Source organism: Streptomyces sp. AC555_RSS877, assembly GCF_019049245.1.
Classification (GTDB): domain Bacteria; phylum Actinomycetota; class Actinomycetes; order Streptomycetales; family Streptomycetaceae; genus Streptomyces.
Genome location: NZ_JAGMUK010000040.1, coordinates 327,775 through 344,114 on the forward strand (window position 1 = coordinate 327,775; position 16,340 = coordinate 344,114).

General features: G+C 70.8%; 14 protein-coding genes. 11 read left to right on the forward strand and 3 right to left on the reverse strand.

Annotation, left to right across the window (positions count from 1 at the left end):
- Positions 1–3 precede the first annotated feature (3 nt).
- Positions 4–1,110: a zinc-binding dehydrogenase gene (locus KUM49_RS18840; RefSeq protein WP_217238014.1), complete on the forward strand. Its 1,107-nt coding sequence runs from the start codon at positions 4–6 to the stop codon at positions 1,108–1,110.
- 101 nt (positions 1,111–1,211) lie between these two features.
- Positions 1,212–1,919: a GntR family transcriptional regulator gene (locus tag KUM49_RS18845; protein WP_217238015.1), complete on the forward strand. Its 708-nt coding sequence runs from the start codon at positions 1,212–1,214 to the stop codon at positions 1,917–1,919.
- A 50-nt stretch (positions 1,920–1,969) separates the two neighbouring features.
- Here KUM49_RS18845 and KUM49_RS18850 read toward each other — a convergent pair whose 3' ends face one another.
- Positions 1,970–3,211 carry an acyl-CoA dehydrogenase family protein gene (locus tag KUM49_RS18850; protein WP_217238016.1) on the reverse strand — a complete coding sequence of 414 codons (1,242 nt, stop codon included), beginning with the start codon at positions 3,209–3,211 and terminating at the stop codon, positions 1,970–1,972.
- A gap of 218 nt (positions 3,212–3,429) precedes the next feature.
- On the opposite strand from KUM49_RS18850, the gene KUM49_RS18855 reads away from it, so the two are divergent.
- The 6 genes from KUM49_RS18855 to KUM49_RS18880 all read left to right on the forward strand — a co-directional run bounded on the left by KUM49_RS18855 (position 3,430) and on the right by KUM49_RS18880 (position 9,848).
- Entirely contained in the window at positions 3,430–4,605 is a 1,176-nt protein-coding gene (locus KUM49_RS18855; RefSeq protein WP_217238017.1) for a flavin reductase, read from the forward strand.
- A gap of 79 nt (positions 4,606–4,684) precedes the next feature.
- Positions 4,685–5,926, forward strand: coding sequence for an acyl-CoA dehydrogenase family protein (locus KUM49_RS18860; protein ID WP_217238018.1), 1,242 nt, complete (start codon positions 4,685–4,687; stop codon positions 5,924–5,926).
- Between the two features lie 46 nt (positions 5,927–5,972).
- The gene (locus tag KUM49_RS18865) at positions 5,973–6,992 is read left to right on the forward strand and encodes an alpha/beta fold hydrolase (RefSeq protein ID WP_217238019.1); all 1,020 of its coding nucleotides are present in this window, start codon (positions 5,973–5,975) and stop codon (positions 6,990–6,992) included.
- A complete protein-coding gene (locus tag KUM49_RS18870) occupies positions 6,989–8,599 on the forward strand; it encodes an FAD-binding oxidoreductase (protein WP_217238020.1) in 1,611 nt (536 codons plus the stop codon). Before KUM49_RS18865 ends, KUM49_RS18870 begins: the two co-directional genes overlap by 4 nt.
- Positions 8,596–9,435: an SDR family NAD(P)-dependent oxidoreductase gene (locus KUM49_RS18875; protein ID WP_217238021.1), complete on the forward strand. Its 840-nt coding sequence runs from the start codon at positions 8,596–8,598 to the stop codon at positions 9,433–9,435. Before KUM49_RS18870 ends, KUM49_RS18875 begins: the two co-directional genes overlap by 4 nt.
- Positions 9,435–9,848 (forward strand): nuclear transport factor 2 family protein, encoded by a 414-nt coding sequence (locus tag KUM49_RS18880; RefSeq protein ID WP_217238022.1) that lies wholly within the window; start codon positions 9,435–9,437, stop codon positions 9,846–9,848. Before KUM49_RS18875 ends, KUM49_RS18880 begins: the two co-directional genes overlap by 1 nt.
- Positions 9,849–9,912: 64 nt before the next feature.
- Here the strand turns inward: KUM49_RS18880 and KUM49_RS18885 are convergent, their stop codons facing one another.
- A complete protein-coding gene (locus KUM49_RS18885) occupies positions 9,913–11,505 on the reverse strand; it encodes an FAD-binding oxidoreductase (RefSeq protein ID WP_217238023.1) in 1,593 nt (530 codons plus the stop codon).
- Complete coding sequence (locus KUM49_RS18890; protein ID WP_217238024.1) at positions 11,502–12,464, reverse strand: SDR family oxidoreductase; 963 nt, start codon at positions 12,462–12,464, stop codon at positions 11,502–11,504. Before KUM49_RS18890 ends, KUM49_RS18885 begins: the two co-directional genes overlap by 4 nt.
- Positions 12,465–12,712: 248 nt before the next feature.
- Here KUM49_RS18890 and KUM49_RS18895 point away from each other — a divergent pair, with 248 nt between their 5' ends.
- From KUM49_RS18895 to KUM49_RS18905, 3 genes are read left to right on the forward strand one after another with little or no spacing between them, the layout of a single operon-like run.
- Entirely contained in the window at positions 12,713–14,266 is a 1,554-nt protein-coding gene (locus tag KUM49_RS18895) for a sugar ABC transporter ATP-binding protein (protein WP_217238025.1), read from the forward strand.
- The gene (locus tag KUM49_RS18900; RefSeq protein ID WP_217238026.1) at positions 14,263–15,282 is read left to right on the forward strand and encodes an ABC transporter permease; all 1,020 of its coding nucleotides are present in this window, start codon (positions 14,263–14,265) and stop codon (positions 15,280–15,282) included. Before KUM49_RS18895 ends, KUM49_RS18900 begins: the two co-directional genes overlap by 4 nt.
- The gene (locus KUM49_RS18905) at positions 15,279–16,337 is read left to right on the forward strand and encodes an ABC transporter permease (RefSeq protein ID WP_217238027.1); all 1,059 of its coding nucleotides are present in this window, start codon (positions 15,279–15,281) and stop codon (positions 16,335–16,337) included. Before KUM49_RS18900 ends, KUM49_RS18905 begins: the two co-directional genes overlap by 4 nt.
- The last annotated feature ends 3 nt before the right edge of the window (positions 16,338–16,340 follow it).

A 16,340-nucleotide genomic window follows, 5' to 3' on the forward strand; every position in this document is an offset into this window, starting at 1 on the left:
CACATGAGAGCAGCCGTGCTGGAGGCGTTCGGCGCCCCCATGCCGATCCGGGAGCTGACCCTGCGTGCTCCCGCCGCGCACGAGGTGCTGGTGCGGACGGTCGCCGCGCCGTTCTGCTCCACCGACTGGCTGGGCTGGCGCGCGATGCGCGGCAAGACCCCGCCGGTCGTGCTCGGACACACCGCGCTGGGCGTGGTGGAGCGGTGCGACGGCCGCGGCTACGAGCACGGCGCCCGCGGGTACGACTACGGCGTCGGTGACCTCGTGGTGGTCGCCGGGACTCCGCAGTGCGACGAGTGTTTCTACTGCGGCGTCGGCCGCCCCGACCAGTGCGCCCTGCTCTTCGAGAGCCCCGAACCGGTCCTGGCGACCGACCACGCGGGCCGGCCGGTGCGCGCCGCGGGCCGCGTCGGCGCGTACGCGGAGTTCGTCGTCGCCGACCGGAGCCAGGTGTGGCGCGTCGACAGCTCGCTGCCCGCCACCCAACTGAGCCTGCTGGGCTGCGGGATCACCACCGGTCACGGCGCGATCGTCAACGTGGCGGAGGTCGGGCCCGGCTCGTCCGTCGCGGTGGTCGGCCTGGGGCATCTGGGCCAGTGGTGCGTTCAGGCGGCGCGGGTCGCCGGTGCCGGCCGGATCATCGGCGTCGACCCGCTGGCCGAGCGCCGTGCGACGGCCGCCGCGCTCGGGGCGACCGATGTCGTGGATCCGACGGAGCACGACCCGATCGAGCAGGTGCGTTCCCTCACCGGGGGGCGTGGCGCCGATGCGGTCGTCGAAGCCGCGGGACCCGAGCAGGCGGTGCAGCAGGCCGTCGCCATGTCCCGGCGCGCGGGCACCGTCGTACTGACGGGGGTGCAGTGGGCTCAGGGGACCGTCTCCCTGCCGCAGAACGCCATCGCGATCCACGGCCGGCGCATCCTGTCGTGCCAGAACGGCCAGAGCGTCATGTCCCGGGACCTGGCCCGGTGCGTGGCCCTGATGGAGAGCGGGGAGTACGACGCCCGGCCGGTCGTCACGGCCGAGTACACCCTCGACCAGGTCAACGAAGCCCTCTACGCCTCCGGCGAGTTCCGCGACCTCAGCGGAGTCATCACCGCCTTCCGGTGAGCGGGGTCCCCGAGCCTTATCCAGGGGTACATTAAAGTTGTATGACGCTCATACCGTCATTCAAAAACCTCTCAAGCTGTCCCATGCAAGGCAGGGAGACCATGTCCACGACCTCGAACTCGCTCGCCTCGGCCTGGGCCACGAGCCCGGTCGGCCGTGTCGCCGCGCCCTTGCGCGAGCAGGTCGTCACGGCTCTGCGGGAGGCGATCTGGGACTTCCGTCTGGAGCCCGGGCAGCGTCTCGTCGAGCGGGAGCTGGTCGAGCAGCTCAACGTCTCCCGGACCACCGTGCGCGAGGCGCTCAGGGAGCTGACCTCCGAGGGGCTGATCACGGTCGTGCCCCAGAAGGGCGCCGTGGTCGCGGCGCCCACCCTGGAGGAGGCCCGCGACCTCTACGAGGTGCGGGCGGCGCTGGAGAGCCTGGTGGTGCGGCGGTTCGTCGAGAAGGCGCCCCGCTCCCAGGTGTACGCCCTGGAGGCGGCGGCGGAGCGGTTCGCCGAGGTCGCCTCGGAGGAGTCCGTCGAGCCGCGCCAGGTCCTCATGGCGCGCCGGCACTTCAACGACGTCCTCATCGACGGGGCCGGCAGCGAGGTGCTGCGTCAGCTCGTGGAGAGCGTCCAGGCGAAGGTGCGGGTGCTGCAGCTCAAGGGCATGTCGACCAGCCACGCCGAGGTCATCCAGGAGCTGCGCGCCATCGTCGCGGCCATCCGCGAGCGGGACGCGGACACGGCGGCCGGCGTCACCATCACGCACATCCGACGCGTCGCGGGCAACGCCCTCGACAGCCTCAAGGAGATGCAGGACCGGTAGGTCACCGGTCCCACCTCCGTGCGGGGTGGGACGCCCGTGGAGCGGGCGCCTCAGAAGGTCAGCGGCTGCCCGAAGTGATAGCGCGACACCGACCCGTACGTGACGTCCCACTTGGCGGCGATGTGTGTCTTGAACATCGCCACGTCCCGGTAGTACTTCTCCATCGGCGACCCGAGCCGTGCCGCGCTGGATCCGGCCGTGGAGAAGGCCAGGTCGACGGCCTGGTTGGCGAGTTGGGCGCCCTGCAGGATCACGCCGCGCAGCCTCGCGTCCTCCTCGGGTGTGAACTCCTGGCGCGTGCGCTCCCAGCGCCGCCCCAGCTCGGTGTACTGGCGCATGGCGCCGAGCAGCAGGGTCTCGGCGGCGTCGATCTGGCCGAGCATCTTGCCGTACCAGCGGTGGTACTCCGCGGAATCGGTGCGCGCCATGATCGGCGGGAAGCTCGTGGGGCGCCCGGCCATCAGCTCGTCGAACAGGTCGAAGGCCGCCCAGGCGGCGCCGACCTGGGTGGCGACGAGCTCGCAGTTGAAGAAGGCGATGGTCCGGCCCAGGTACACGGGATTGCCGTGCAGCCGGTAGCCGGGCGTTCCCTCCTCGCCCAGGGTGTGGTCCTTGAAGTCGTAGACCACGCTGAGGTGTTCGGGGACCAGCGCGTCCTCCACCCGGATGGAGTTGGAGCTGGACGCCCGCATGCCGAGGACGAGGTCGCCGCCCCAGTCGTCGAGGATCTCGTACCGGTCCCGCGGGACGACGAACGCGCGCGGCCCGAGCGGTTCGTCCGCCTCGGTGAAGGCCGGGGCCACCAGCATCGCGTGGGTGCTCCACATCGAGCCGGAGCAGTAGTCCCAGGTGCCGGTGAGCCGGTAACCGCCGGCGGTGCGGACCGCCCGCCCGCGGGGGATGGTGCGGCCGGGCGCGATGAGGTCGCCGGCGAACAGCTCCGCCTGCGCCTCCTCGGGGAAGAAGGACGCGATGTGCCACGCGTGGCCGGCCCCGAGGACGAACGACCAGCCGACTCCCGGGTCGCCGCGTGAGATCTCGACGCCCACCCGGAGGAAGTCCTCCAGGGGCAGCTCCAGACCGCCGTACTTCTTCGGCTGGAGCATCCGGTAGAAACCGGCGTCGAGCAGTTGCTTGTGAATGGCCTCGGAGTAGCCACCGAGCGCCTCGTGCTCCGCCTGCGCGGCCCTGAGGACGGGGCGAAGCCTGGCCGCCACCCGCAAGAGGTGATCGGCCGTGCCCTCCGCCGCAGGGTGGGGCGCGGAGTCTGCGGCGTACAGGCTTGCGCTCATCGAGCTCTCCTCTCGACAGGGAACTTTGTATGACGATAATATAGGCAGGCAGAGTACGACGCTAGTCACGGCCGCCTCCCAGTCCATCGGTTCTGGTGGTCGGCCCCTCGCACCCTCTTTACGTCATTGTGCGATCGTCATACAATTCAGCGGCGAGTTCGTGCAGAGTTCACCCGGAGCCCACGGCCTGGCACGGGTCTCCAGAGGAGTTGGTTGTGATGTCCACGCCGTCCCCCGTCACCCCGTCCGGCCCCCGCCCGGTCACCGCGCGCGAGTTCCGCGACGTCATCGGGCGGTTCGCCACCGGCGTCACCGTGATCACGACGGAGTACGACGGCATCCGGTACGGCAGCACCGCGAGCGCGGTCAGTTCCCTGACCGACGATCCGCCGATGCTCCTCATCTGTCTGAACCGGAACTCGGCCACCGCGGCGGCGGTACGGGACAGCCGGGCCTTCGCGGTGAACGTCCTCGCCGAGGACCACGTGGACCTGGCCACGCGCTTCGCCTCCCGCGTCCCGGACAAGTACGAGGGAGTGCCCACCGAGACCGCGTCGAACGGCTCGCCCCTGCTGGTCGGCGCCATCGCACACCTCATCTGCCGGGTCGCCGAACAGGTGGAGGCGGGCACCCACGACGTGTTCCTCGCCCACGTCGAGGAGGCGACCTCGTCCTCCGGCCATCCGCTCGCCTACTTCCGCGGCCGCTTCGGGCGGATGCAGACGGCCCCGGAGGCCTCCGTGCTGCGCGAGGTACGCACCCGGGTGCTCGACGCGGGCAGCGACGTCGAGGAGGTCATCGACACAGCCCTCTGGGCCGAGGAACTGGGAGTGGACGCCAACCGTATCCACCGCGCCCTGGTGGCCCTGGCCGACGAAGGGCTCATCCGGCGCCAGAGCGGCGACTACCTCATCACGCCCGTGCCCGACTCCATCATCGACGAGGTCTACAAGGCGAAGCTGGCCATCGAGACCGGCGTCGCCGAGCTGACCGTCGGCAAGGCGAAGCCCGCCGAACTGGCGCGGCTGCGCGAGCTCATGGAGGACACCCTCGGCTTCGTCCAGGACGGCCGCTTCACCGACCCCGAGGGCTGGGTGCGCGCCAACGAGCGCTTCCACGAGTACATGGTCGAACTCGCGGGATCGACGATCCTGCTGGACACCTACCGCCGCCTGTGCCTGCCCGGCCTCAACCTGCGGGCGCTGGACCGGGCAAGCTACGCCTCCGGCTCCCTCCTCGACGACCACCGCGAACTCGTCGAGGCCTACGAGGCCGGCGACGTGGTCAGGGCCGCCGCCGTACTGCGAGCGCACGCGCAGCGCCCGCTGGAGATGCGCCGGCAGGACCAGCTGCGCCGGGCTGCTCCCGCCGGCGCGGTCGACCGAACCGCCTGACCCCCGACCCCCGCAAGAACCGCCTGCCGCAGCGCCGGCAGCCGAACGTGATGTGTCCCCCGGGCGCTTAGGAGAAGCGATGACCACAGCACACGCCGCCGCGCGGCCCGACCTGACCGAGCCCTCGCACGAGGAGCTGGTCTCGCGGGCGAGGGCGATGCGGGAGGAACTTCTCGCCCGCCAGGAGGAAGCGGAACAGCTCACCCACATCCCCGCGGACATCCACGAGAAGTTCCTCGCGAACCGCTTCTACGACATGTTCGTCCCGAAGACGTACGGCGGCCTCGAGGTCCCGCCCGGCACGTTCTTCGAGGTGTGCAAGGAGCTCGCCCGAGGCGACATGGGCAGCGCCTGGTGCTTCGCCCTGGCGGCCAACCACGCCCTCCACGTCGCCTCCTGGTACCCGAAGGAGGTCCAGGACCGTGCGTTCGCGGGCGGCGACTTCCGGGCGGCCTCGGTGTCCGCGCCGACGGTCAGGGCGAAGAGGACCGACGGCGGTTACGTCCTCGACGGGACCGTGGACTACTGCTCCGGCATCCCCTACTCCACCTGGTACCTCGGCCAGTGCATGGTCGAGCAGGAGGACGGCTCCGCCCCCGTGATGGGCATGTTCCTGGCCCCGGAGAAGACCTTCGAACGCCTGCACAACTGGGGCGAGTCGACGGGCCTGAAGGCCACGGGCTCGGAGAGCATCCGCTTCACCGACGCCTTCGTGGAGGCGGACCTCGTCATCGAGGACGCCAACATGATCGACATTTCGGTGAAGGACGGCACGGTCGGCTCACAGCTGCACGCCAACCCCATGTACGCCGGCCGCGGACTGCTCACCTTCACGGTGTCCCTGGCCAGCCTGGCCGTCGGCGGGCTCTACCACGCCCTCGACGAGTTCGAGCGGCTCATGCGCACCCGCAAGACCCCGCTGCCTCCGGTCCAGCTGCGGCTGTACGACGTGGACTACCAGCGTCACTACGGAGCCGCCTGGACGAAGATCAAGACCGCCGAGCTGGCCCTCGACGGAGTCATCGCCAAGCACATGGAGCACTGCCGCGCAACGGTCGACGGCAGCCGTGAGTACACCTTCGTCGACGACTGGAGCCTGGCCTGCGCGGTCCGCGAGATCATCGTCCAGCTCTGGGAGACGCTCGAACACGACCTGCTCCGAGTCGTCGGTTCGGGATCCATGCGGCAGGGCGAGCGGTTCGACCGGATCTTCCGCGACATGAGCTCGCTGCTCACCCACCGCAACGCGATGCTGCGCGAGCAGGCGTTCCGCAACACCGCCTGTCTCTTGCTGGAGATCCCGCCGCCCGAGGCCCGGTGACTCGCTTGATCCCCGCCGGCCGTGCCGCCCTGAGACAGGACCGCCCATGAACAGGACACCGCCCCACCTCGACGAAGCGGTGGAGCCGATCACGATCCGCACCGGTTTCTTCTGGATCCCGGGGGAGCGGATCTCCACCCCGCACGGCACCCTCCCGCGCGGCCCGCTCCACGTCGCGTGGCTGGCGCCGGTCGAGGTCACCCGCCCCCACCCGCTCGTCCTCGTCCACGGCGGCGGCGGACAGGGCACCGACTGGCTCGGTACCCCGGACGGCCGCCAGGGCTGGGCCTACGACCTGGTCCGGGCCGGCTACGCCGTGTACGTCGTCGACCGGCCCGGCCACGGACGTTCCCCGCACCACCCGGACGTGCTGGGGCCGGTGGCCCCGCCGCTGCCGCTGGAGTTCGCGAGCTTCCTGTTCGCCCCGGCCGACGCCGCCGGCACGCACACCCAGTGGCCCTGGGACCGCGGCTTCGACGGGGAGGAGTTCCAGCAGCTCACCTCGGCGATGGGTTTCTTCCTGGCCGACTTCGCCGAGGGGCAGCGGCTGGACGGCGACCGGCTCGCCGCACTGCTCGACCGGATCGGTCCGGCGGTGCTGGTCACGCACTCCGCGGGCAGCCCGGGCGGCTGGCTGGCCGCGAACCGGCGGCCCGACCTGGTCAGGGGGATCGTCGCGGTGGAACCGATGGGCCCGCCCTACGCCGACTTCCCCGGGCTGGGGGAGATCACCTACGGCCTCACCTACGCCGAACTGGCGACCGAGCCGGCCATCGAGTCTCCGGACCAGCTCAAGGCGGACCCCGCCCGCTACCGCGTCCCCGGCCTCAGCGGCACCCCCGTCGCCGTCGTGACGGGCAGCGCGTCCGGCAGTGCTGCGCAGTCCCCGCCCGTGGTCGAGTTCCTCAACTCCGTGGGCGCGCACGCCGAGCTGATCGCCCTGGAGGACGCGGGCATCGTCGGCAACGGCCACGGACTGATCCTGGAGGCCAACTCCGCCGACACCGTCAAGCCGGTCATCGCGTGGCTGGAGCAGCTGACCGGTGCCGAGGAGGAAACACGATGACGACCACCAGCGAGCCCCCGGGCCCCGCCGCCGAGCCCCTGGGCCAGGAGGCGGTGCGCCGGCTGGTCGAGATCGTCGGCGCCGACGCGGTGCTGTTGTCCGACGACGAACGGGACACCTACCGGGACCCCTACTGGTTCCAGGGCGACCGCACCTACGACTCCTCCGCCGTGGTCTTCCCCACCTCCACCGAGCAGGTGCAGGCGGTCCTGCGGGTCGCGAACGAGTACCGCATCCCGGTGTGGACGTCCTCCCAGGGCCGCAACAACGGCTACGGCGGCCCGTCCCCGCGGGTCCGGGGCTCCGTCCTGATCAGCTTCCGCCGGATGAACCGGGTGCTGGAGATCAACCGCGAGCTGGCGTACGCCGTCGTCGAGCCCGGGGTGAGGTGGTTCGACCTCTACGACGCGCTCAAGGACTCCGGCAACGAGGACCTGTGGTGCTCCATCCCCGACATCGGCTGGGGCAGCGTGATCGGCAACTCCCTCGACAACGGGGTCACTTACGGCCCCAACGGGTCCGACTTCCAGAAGATCTGCGGGATGGAGGTCGTCCTCGCCGACGGCGAGCTGCTGCGCACCGGCATGGGGGCCGTACCGGGCAACCCGTCCTGGCACGTCTACCCGCGCGGTCTCGGGCCGGTGCTCGACCCGCTGTTCACGCAGTCCAACTACGGCGTCGTCACGCGCGCGGGCGTGTGGCTGCAGCGCCGTCCGCAGGCGTACGCCCCGGTCTACCTCACCGTCCCCCGGGACGACCAGCTCGCGCAGGCCGTCGACATCATCCGCGAACTGCGCCTGGACGGCGTGATCGAGGGCGTGCCGAACCTGCAGAACACGATCACGATGTCCGCCCAGTTCCCCGAGCTCCTCGGTGAGTTCATGGGGGCCGAGGGTCCGATGAGCGAGGACGCGCTCGAAGAGCTCGCCGCGCGTGCCGGCGTCGGGCGCTGGGGGCTGCGTACCGCGCTGTGGGGAGACCTGCCCGTCGTCGAGCACCGGCTGCGGCGCATCCGTGAGGCGTGGGCGGCCGTCGAAGGCTCGCGGGTCGACCACCCCCGCACGTTCCTGCGGGACGAGTGGGGCGAGTTGAGCACGTTCATGGAGAAGGTCCAGGCCGGGATCCCGAGCATGGACATGATGGATGTGCTCCCGGACTTCGTCGGACACATCGGCTTCTCGCCCGTCGTACCGCTCACCGGCGGCGAGGTGCGCCGCGTCGTCGACGTGATCGAACGGCTGGTCACCGAGCGGGCCGGCACGAACTTCGTGTGCGCGATCTTTCCCATCAACGACCGCAGCGCCATCGTGGTGAGCAGCCTCAGCTTCGACACCCGCGACGAGAAACAGGTCCGCGCGGCGGTGGACACCGCGAAGATGCTGGTGAGCGAGGTGGGGGCGCTCGGGTACGGCGAGTACCGCGCCCACCTGGAGTTCATGGATCTCGCGGCCGACCAGTACTCCTTCAACGACCACGCCTACCGGCGCTTCGTGGAGCGCATCAAGGACGCGGTCGACCCCAACGGGATCCTCTCGCCGGGACGGCACGGCGTGTGGCCCAGCGCCCACAGAACCCTGGGCTTGACCAACGGAGAGACACGCTCATGACTGCGATATCGGACGTCAGCGGCCTGGTCGCCGTGGTGACCGGCGGTGCGTCGGGCATCGGCAGGGGCATCGCGCAACGGCTGGTGGAGCGGGGCGCGCACGTGGTGATCGCCGACATCGAGAAGGGCCCGCTCGACGCGGTGGCCGAGGAGATCGGGGCCGTCGGCCTGCGCACGGACGTCTCGGACGCCGCGAGTGTGCAGGCGCTCGCCGAACAGGTCGTCGACCGCTTCGGCAAGGTGCATCTGCTGTTCAACAACGCCGGCGTGGCCCCTGAGGCCGGCCTCGCGGAGATGACCCTCGCGGACTGGAGGTGGATCCTCGACGTCAACCTGCACGGCGTCATCCACGGCGTCCACGCGTTCCTGCCGCTGCTGAAGGAGCACGGCGAGCCGGCGTACCTGGTGAACACGTCGTCCATGGGCGGCTTCGTCGCCGACATGCCCGGCCTCGGGGCGTACGCCACCACCAAGTTCGCCGTCATGGGCCTCACCGAGGCGCTGGCACAGGAGCTGCGGCGCGAGGACTCGAACGTGACGGCCGCGGTCCTCGCACCGGGAACGGTCCGCAGCAACATCGCGCGGAGCCTGCGCACCAGGCCCGCCGACGCGGACACCAGCAGCTTCGTGCAGAACGACATCTCGCAGAACGCGGAACTCGCCGCGCTGCGCTGGCTGGACCCGGCCGAGGTGGGTGACATCGTACTGGCGGCCCTCGCCCGCGGTGAGAGCCACATCGTGACCCATCCGGAGTGGTATCCGATGGTCGCCGAGCACTCGGCCGCGATCGAGGCGGCGTTCGGCCGGGCCGCGGGCACGCACAAGGGGGAACTCTGATGGCCACCGATGCCAAGGACGTGGTCCGGGCCTTCGTCGACGCGCTCAACCGTCATGACTGGGAGCGCGTCGCACAGCTGATCACACCGGATTTCCGCTACACGATCCAGGCGTACGACCTGCCGGGCGCGGAGAAGCCGATGGACGGCGCGACCATGCTGGAAGTGCTCCCGAAGATGCTTGCCCTCTTCGACGGGGCCGGTCCTCAGCTGGAGATCACGCGCCTGGTCGCGGAAGGGACCTGGGTCGTCGCCGAGGCGCGGGGAAGCGGATCCTTCCGCGACAAAAGCCCGTACGACAACCGCTACGCCAACGTGTACGAGATCGTCGACGACCGGATCAGGACGCTTCGCGAGTACATGGACACCCAGCACATGGCGCTGTCCTTCGCGGCGGCGACATCCCCGGCGTGAATCGGCCGAGACGTGGGGCCCCGGCTCATTCGAGCCGGGGCCCCACGTCTGTCTGTCGCCCACCTCACCCGCGGTCGGCGAGATGCCTCAGCTTCTTTGGCCAGATGCCGTGGCGGCCCGGTGACAGGATGCCGTTCGGGTCGACCGCGTCCTTGATCGTCTCGCAGAAGCGCCGGTAGGCGTGGTCGTTGAAGGAGTACTGCGCCGAGGCCAGGTCCATGAAGTCCAGGTGGGCGCGGTACTCGCCGTATCCACGCTTGCCCGCCTCGGCCACGAGCACCTTCACCGCGTCGTAGGCCTTCCGGCACTGCTCCGCGTCGCGGTAGTCGTAGTTGAGGCCGGTGACGTAGAGCGCCGTGCGCTCATTGATGATCAGCAGGCCTCCAGCGACGTTGACGCCGACCTTCTCCCTGACGATCCGGTCGAAGAGGTCGACGACCTCGCGCACGTCGGTTCCGACCAGCGGGACGGCGGGGGAGAAGCCGATGTGGGCGATCCCTTCCGGCATGGCCTCGATCAGATCGAGGCCGGGCAGGCCCGCCTGGCACTTGTCGGGGATGGAGCGGATCTGGTCGTACTCGTCCGGGCCGTAGGTCCGCTCGAAGAGGACCTTGCCGCCGGGAATCGCGCTCCATGCCTTGCGGATCTTGTCCAGCTGGTGGTCGACGACAGGGGTGTCGCCCCACAGGGCTCCGCGCAGGGCCCACCGGCCCAGGCCGGTCGCGTCGGCCATCTTGTCGAGGGTTTCCTCGCTGAAGGCGCCCTCGGCGCCGGCGAACCGCCCCATCACTTCGGGGAACTGGGCCGCCAGCGTCACGGTGTTGTACATGCTCGGTACGCCGCGCAGGGTGCCGTCGAGGCGGAGTCTGCGGATGATGTCGACGGCCTGGTCGAGGTGCTCGTCCCGCGGCACCGTGAGGAAGAACGGCGCGTAGGCCTCCGGCCGGGGCATGAGCCAGTAGCCCATCCTCGTGACGATGCCGTAGTTGCTCTGCATGAACAGGCCGTCGAGGACCGGGCCGAGGCCGCGCTTGTAGGTGTGCCAGGACTTGTTGTCCGGGATGGCGCCCATGCCGGTGCGCAGCAGTTCGCCGTTGGCCAGGACGACCTCCATACCGCACGGTGCCATGAAGTCCGCGCCGTACGGCTGGTAGGTGATCCCGCAGTCGAGGGAGTTGCCGATGACGCTTCCCCAGCCGATGTCGGGGACGGTCACCATCAGGTCCTCGTTGCCGGACTCCTTCAGGGCGTCGTGCAGGTCGAACCACCGCACGCCCGGCTCGACCACCGCGTAGGCGAGGTCGCGGTTGATCTCGAGGACGCGGTTCATCCGGGTCAGGCTGACCACGACGGTCGCCTTCAGGCGCGGGGAGGAACCGCCGTATCCGTAGTTGCGGCCCTGCGAGGACGTCCAGATCGGTACGCCGAACTCGCCTGCGATCCGGACGACGGCCTGGACCTCCTCGGTGCTGCGGGGCAGCAGGACCGCGGCCGGGTCGTAGGTGTCGTCGTCGCGGTGCCAGTACTTGTCGCGGTACTGCTCGTGGAAGCGGCCCTCGCCGAGGACGACACCGTCCTCGCCGAGCACGTCGACAAAGCGCCGCAGTGCCTTCTCGGTGAGGTACACCGGGTCCCCGGCGGCGGGTGAGGCGGTCACAGCGCGGCCTCGGCGACGCTGTCGGCAGCGGCCGCCTGCAGTGCGGCGCCCGCGGGCGGCCAGGTCGCGGCGGCCTCCTCCAGCACCGAGCGCATCGAACGCGGGGTCCGGCCGGCGAGTGTCAGGACGGTGTCGCTGAGGGACGACATGTGCCCCACACGGATCGCGCGGCTGAAGGACACCATGTCGTCGCTGTTCCACGGGATGGGGGAGGAGGACATGTCGTTCTGGTACTCCCGGGGGACCCCCATGGCGTCGAAGGCGGCGTACTGCTCCTCGTCGCTGATGGGGACGTACCCGACGTCGGCGCCGCTGATCTCGCTGACCATGGCACAGACTTGACGGTACGTCAGTTCTTCCGGGCCGGTGACCTCGTAGGCGCGGTTGTCCTCGCCCCGGCCCAGCAGTGCCCCCACCGCGGTCGCCGCGCAGTCCTCCCGGGCGACGAAGCCGACCGTGCCCTCACCCCAGGCGCCGACCATCTGTCCCATGGCGACCGCGCCCGGGGCGACGAAGTAGGCCACCGCCTCCGCGTACTGGGAGTCGCGCAGCGCGTTCCAGCGCAGTCCCGACTCGCGAAGCATCGCCTCGGTCGCGCGGTGTTCGACGCACACGACGGCGTCGTTGCCCTCGGTGCCGGCGCCGACGATCGAGGTGTAGGCGAGGTACTGGACCCCGGCACGTCGGGCCGCCTCGATCGCGTTGCGGTGGAAGCCGATCCGCGAGCCGACCTGGGCGGTGGACACGAGCAGCATGCGCTGGGCCCCCGCGAAGGCCGACTCCAGGCTGTCCGGTGCGGCGAAGTCGGCGTACCGGACGTGCACGCCGCGGTCGGCGAACGCCTGAAGCTTCCCGGGCGCCCGCGTCGTCAGGATGACCTGGTCGGCGGGAACCGACTCGAGCAGCAGCTCTGCTGCGGTCTGGGCCAGACCTCCGCTGGCACCGGTGATGAGGTACACGCGCGCTCCTTCTTTCGTCGCCGGCCCGGCCCGCCCGGGCGGTGTGGACGACGCGGGCCTGCGGCATCCGACGTCGGCTCCCGCAACGCTACTCTTTGTATGACGAGACGACAATCCCGGAACTCCCGGTGTTTCCGCCTATGGACGTGGCTTCAAGGGCGCGCTACGGTCTCCTCGCTCCCCCCACTTTGTATGACGGAACGACAATCACACGTTCTGACGAACAGTCCCAAAGTCAGGAGGGGTCAGTGTCGACCCACCCGCTCACCGACCAACCGGACGCCGTCCTGGCGGTCGACGGCCTGCGGAAGCACTTCGGCCCGACGGTCGCCCTCCGGGATGCCGCGCTTCGCCTCCTTCCGGGTGAGGTGCACGCCCTCGTGGGGGAGAACGGCTCGGGGAAGAGCACCCTGGTCAAGATCCTCAGCGGTGTGCACCGGCCCGGTGCCGGCTCCATGCGGGTCGGCGGCCGTCCCTTCGCCCCGCGCACGCCGGCCCAGGCGTTGCGGGCAGGCATCGACACGGTGTTCCAGGAAGTGCTCGGCGTCGAGAACCGGAGCGTCCTCGACAACCTCTGGCTCGGCGCCGACGGCCTGCTGCGCCCCGTGTCCCGTGAGAGAAGCCGACGCGAGAAGGCGCAAGAGGTCCTGTCCGCGCTACTCGACACACCGCCGCCGCTGGACGTCCCCTTCGGCGCACTGCAGCTCAGCGACCGCCAGGCCTGCGGCATCGCCCGGTCCCTGCTGCGCGATCCCAAGGTGCTGATCCTCGACGAGGCGACCTCCGCGCTCGACCACGACACCCGTACCCGTCTGTTCGCCCTGCTCAAGCGCCGAGCGGCGCTGGGCATGAGCGTCGTCCTCATCACCCACCGGATGGACGAGATCCGCGAGATCGGCGACCGCGTCACCGTGCTGCGGTCGGGGGAGACGGTGGGAACCCTGGGCGCGGACTGGGACCCCGACGAGATGATCCGGCTGATGACGGGCGGCACGCACCTCGTCCCGGAGCCGGTCCTCGCGGCCGCGGACGACACCGCCGCCCTCGGCGACACCGCCGAGCGCCCGGTCGTCCAGCGCGTGCGCGGCTCCCGTCTGCGTCCCGGCGCCGCGCCGTGCGACGCGGAGTTCCGCCGCGGCGAGATCGTGGGCCTCGCCGGGCTCGAGGGCCACGGCCAGGACGAATTCCTCCGCCTCCTCCTCGGACACGGCGACACCGAAGGCGTCGTACGGATCGAGGGCGACCGGGAGCACCGGGTGACCGGCCCCGGGCGAGCGCGGGAGCTCGGCATCGCGTACGTGGCGCGGGACCGGCGCGGGGAGTCGGTTCTGCCGTGGATGTCCATCCTGGACAACTTCGCGATCGCCACCGCCCGCCAGGACGTCACCAAGGGGCTGCTGTCCGCGGACTCGGCGCAGAAGCGGTTCGGCCACTACGCCGGGCGGCTCAACATCAAGTACGGCCGCTCCTCGGACGCGATCACCACGCTGAGCGGCGGCAACCAGCAGAAGGTCGTCATCGCCCGGTGGCTGGCCGCCGGCCCCGAGGTCCTGCTGCTCAACGACCCGACGAGGGGCATCGACGTGGGCGCGAAACACGATCTCTACCGGCTGCTGCGCGAGCTGTCCGAGGCCGGACTGACCATCGTCATGCTCTCCTCGGAGGTCGACGAGCACGTCGAACTGATGGACCGCGTCCTGGTCTTCCGCGAGGGCTCGCTCGCCGCGGAACTCGGACGCTCGGAACTGAGCAGGGAACGGCTCGTCGACGCCTTCTTCGGCGGAGTGGCGGTGACGGCATGAGCACCACCGACCGGACCGCCCCTGCCTCCGCCCCACGGCGCAGCCGGACGACGGGCACACCATCCCGACGCGGCAGCCTCAGGGCCCTGTTCGCACGGCACACCTACCTGTTCGCGCTGATCCTGGCGGCGGTCCTGCTGATCGCCAACCTCGCGAAGCAGCCCGGCTTCGGCAGCACCTCACAGCTGGCCGCCCTGGCCCCGCTCGGCATCGCCGCGATGGCGAGCGTGCCCTCGATCATGAGCGGCCGCGGGGGCATCGACCTGTCGATCAGCCCGCTGATGACCCTCAGCGGCCTGCTCTACGCGACCCAGCTCCAGCCCAACGGCCTCGGCGGCTACGTCGCCCTGCCCGTCCTCATGGTCGCGGGCGCGCTGGTCGGCACCCTCACCGGCCTCCTCATCGTCGTCGGCCGGCTCCAGCCGATCGTCGTCACCCTCGCGATGTTCTTCGTCCTCACCGGGCTCGACCTCAAACTCGCTCCCAGCCCGACCACCGTCGCCGGCACCTGGATGGCGGGCTTCGCCGGGTCCATGGGCCCGGTCCCCGGCGGGCTGGTCGCCCTGGCCGTCCCGGCGGCCCTGTGGCTGCTGGTCACCAAACTCACGACGTACGGCAGCCTCCTGCGCTCGGTCGGCGGCAACGACGTCACGGCCTTCACCAGCGGCGTGCCCGTCGGAGCCGTCCGCGTGCTCGCCTACGCCCTGGGCGGCGCGATGGCGGCCGTGGGCGGCCTGGTGCTCATCGGGCTGGCATCGACGGCCGAGTCCGGCACGAGCTCCGCGTACACCCTGATCGCGATCGCGGCGGTCGCCCTGGGCGGCATCCCGCTCCAGGGCGGGGGCGGCGGAATCGCCAACGCGCTCGCCGGCGCCGCCGCGATCTACCTGCTGCAGAGCCTGCTCGGGGTGCTGCAGGTCTCGCAGACCTGGCTCCAGGTGATCTACGGGGCCCTGCTCATCGGTGCGGTGCTCTTCGGGGCGATCGCGGCACGAGAACTGAAGGAAGGCCGATGACGACCACCCAGCAAGGCTCCCTCGACACGGTGCCCGTCGCCCCCGGCGACGACGCGGCGACACCGGGCGCCGAGCGCCGGGCCCCCTCGGCCGGACAGGTGCTGCTCTCCTGGCAGCGGCGGTTCCCGCTCGTGCAGATCCTGCTCACCGTGGCCGTCCTCGCCTGGGGCGCGGCCGCCATGCCGGGCTTCCTCGAGCCGACGAGCATCCGCTCCGTCCTCGTGCTGTGCGCGCTGACCGGCCTGGCCTCGATCGGGCAGACCCTGGTCGTGCTGATCCGCGGCATCGACCTGTCCCTCGCCGGATTCATCGTCGCGGGAGCGGTCACCGTGACGCAGTTCAGCGACGTCGGGGGCGTGCCGCTGCCCGTCATGCTGGCCGTCGCGGTCGCCTGCGCCGCCACGATGGGCGGCCTCGTGGGGTACGTGTGCCACCGCTTCGCCGTCCACCCGATCATCGTCACCCTCGCCGCGGGCTCGATCGCCGTCGGAGTGACCGCAGTCCTCAGCCAAGGCGGCACCGGCGTCGGCGCACCCGGCTGGGTGGCCCGCCTGAGCGCGCCCACGTCGTCCACCTTCGGCCTCCCGGTGCCGCCGGTCGTGGTGATCTGGGCGCTGGTGATCGCCGTGGTCTCCGTCGTGCTGCACCGGACCCTGCCCGGCCGCAAGCTCCTCGCCACCGGGGCGAGCCCGGTGGCCGCGGACCTCGCGCACATCAGTACCCGCCGGGTCTGGATCACCGTCTACGCCGTCTCCGCGGCCCTCGCGGTCCTCGCGGGTGTGGTGCTGGCCGGCTTCGCCGGGAGCGTCGACAACCGGCTCGGCAACCCCTACCTCTTCCAGAGCATCGCCGCGGTGGTCCTCGGCGGCACCGCGTTCGGCGGGCCGGGGAGCTACACCCGCACCACCGTCGGATTGCTGCTGCTCACCGTCGTCTCCACCGTCCTCGTCGGCCTGGGCTTCCAGGAAGCCGACCAGCAGATCCTCAACGGCGTCGTCATCCTCGCCGCGATGGCCGTCTACGGCCGGGAGCGCAGGCTCCGCGACCAGGTCTGAGCC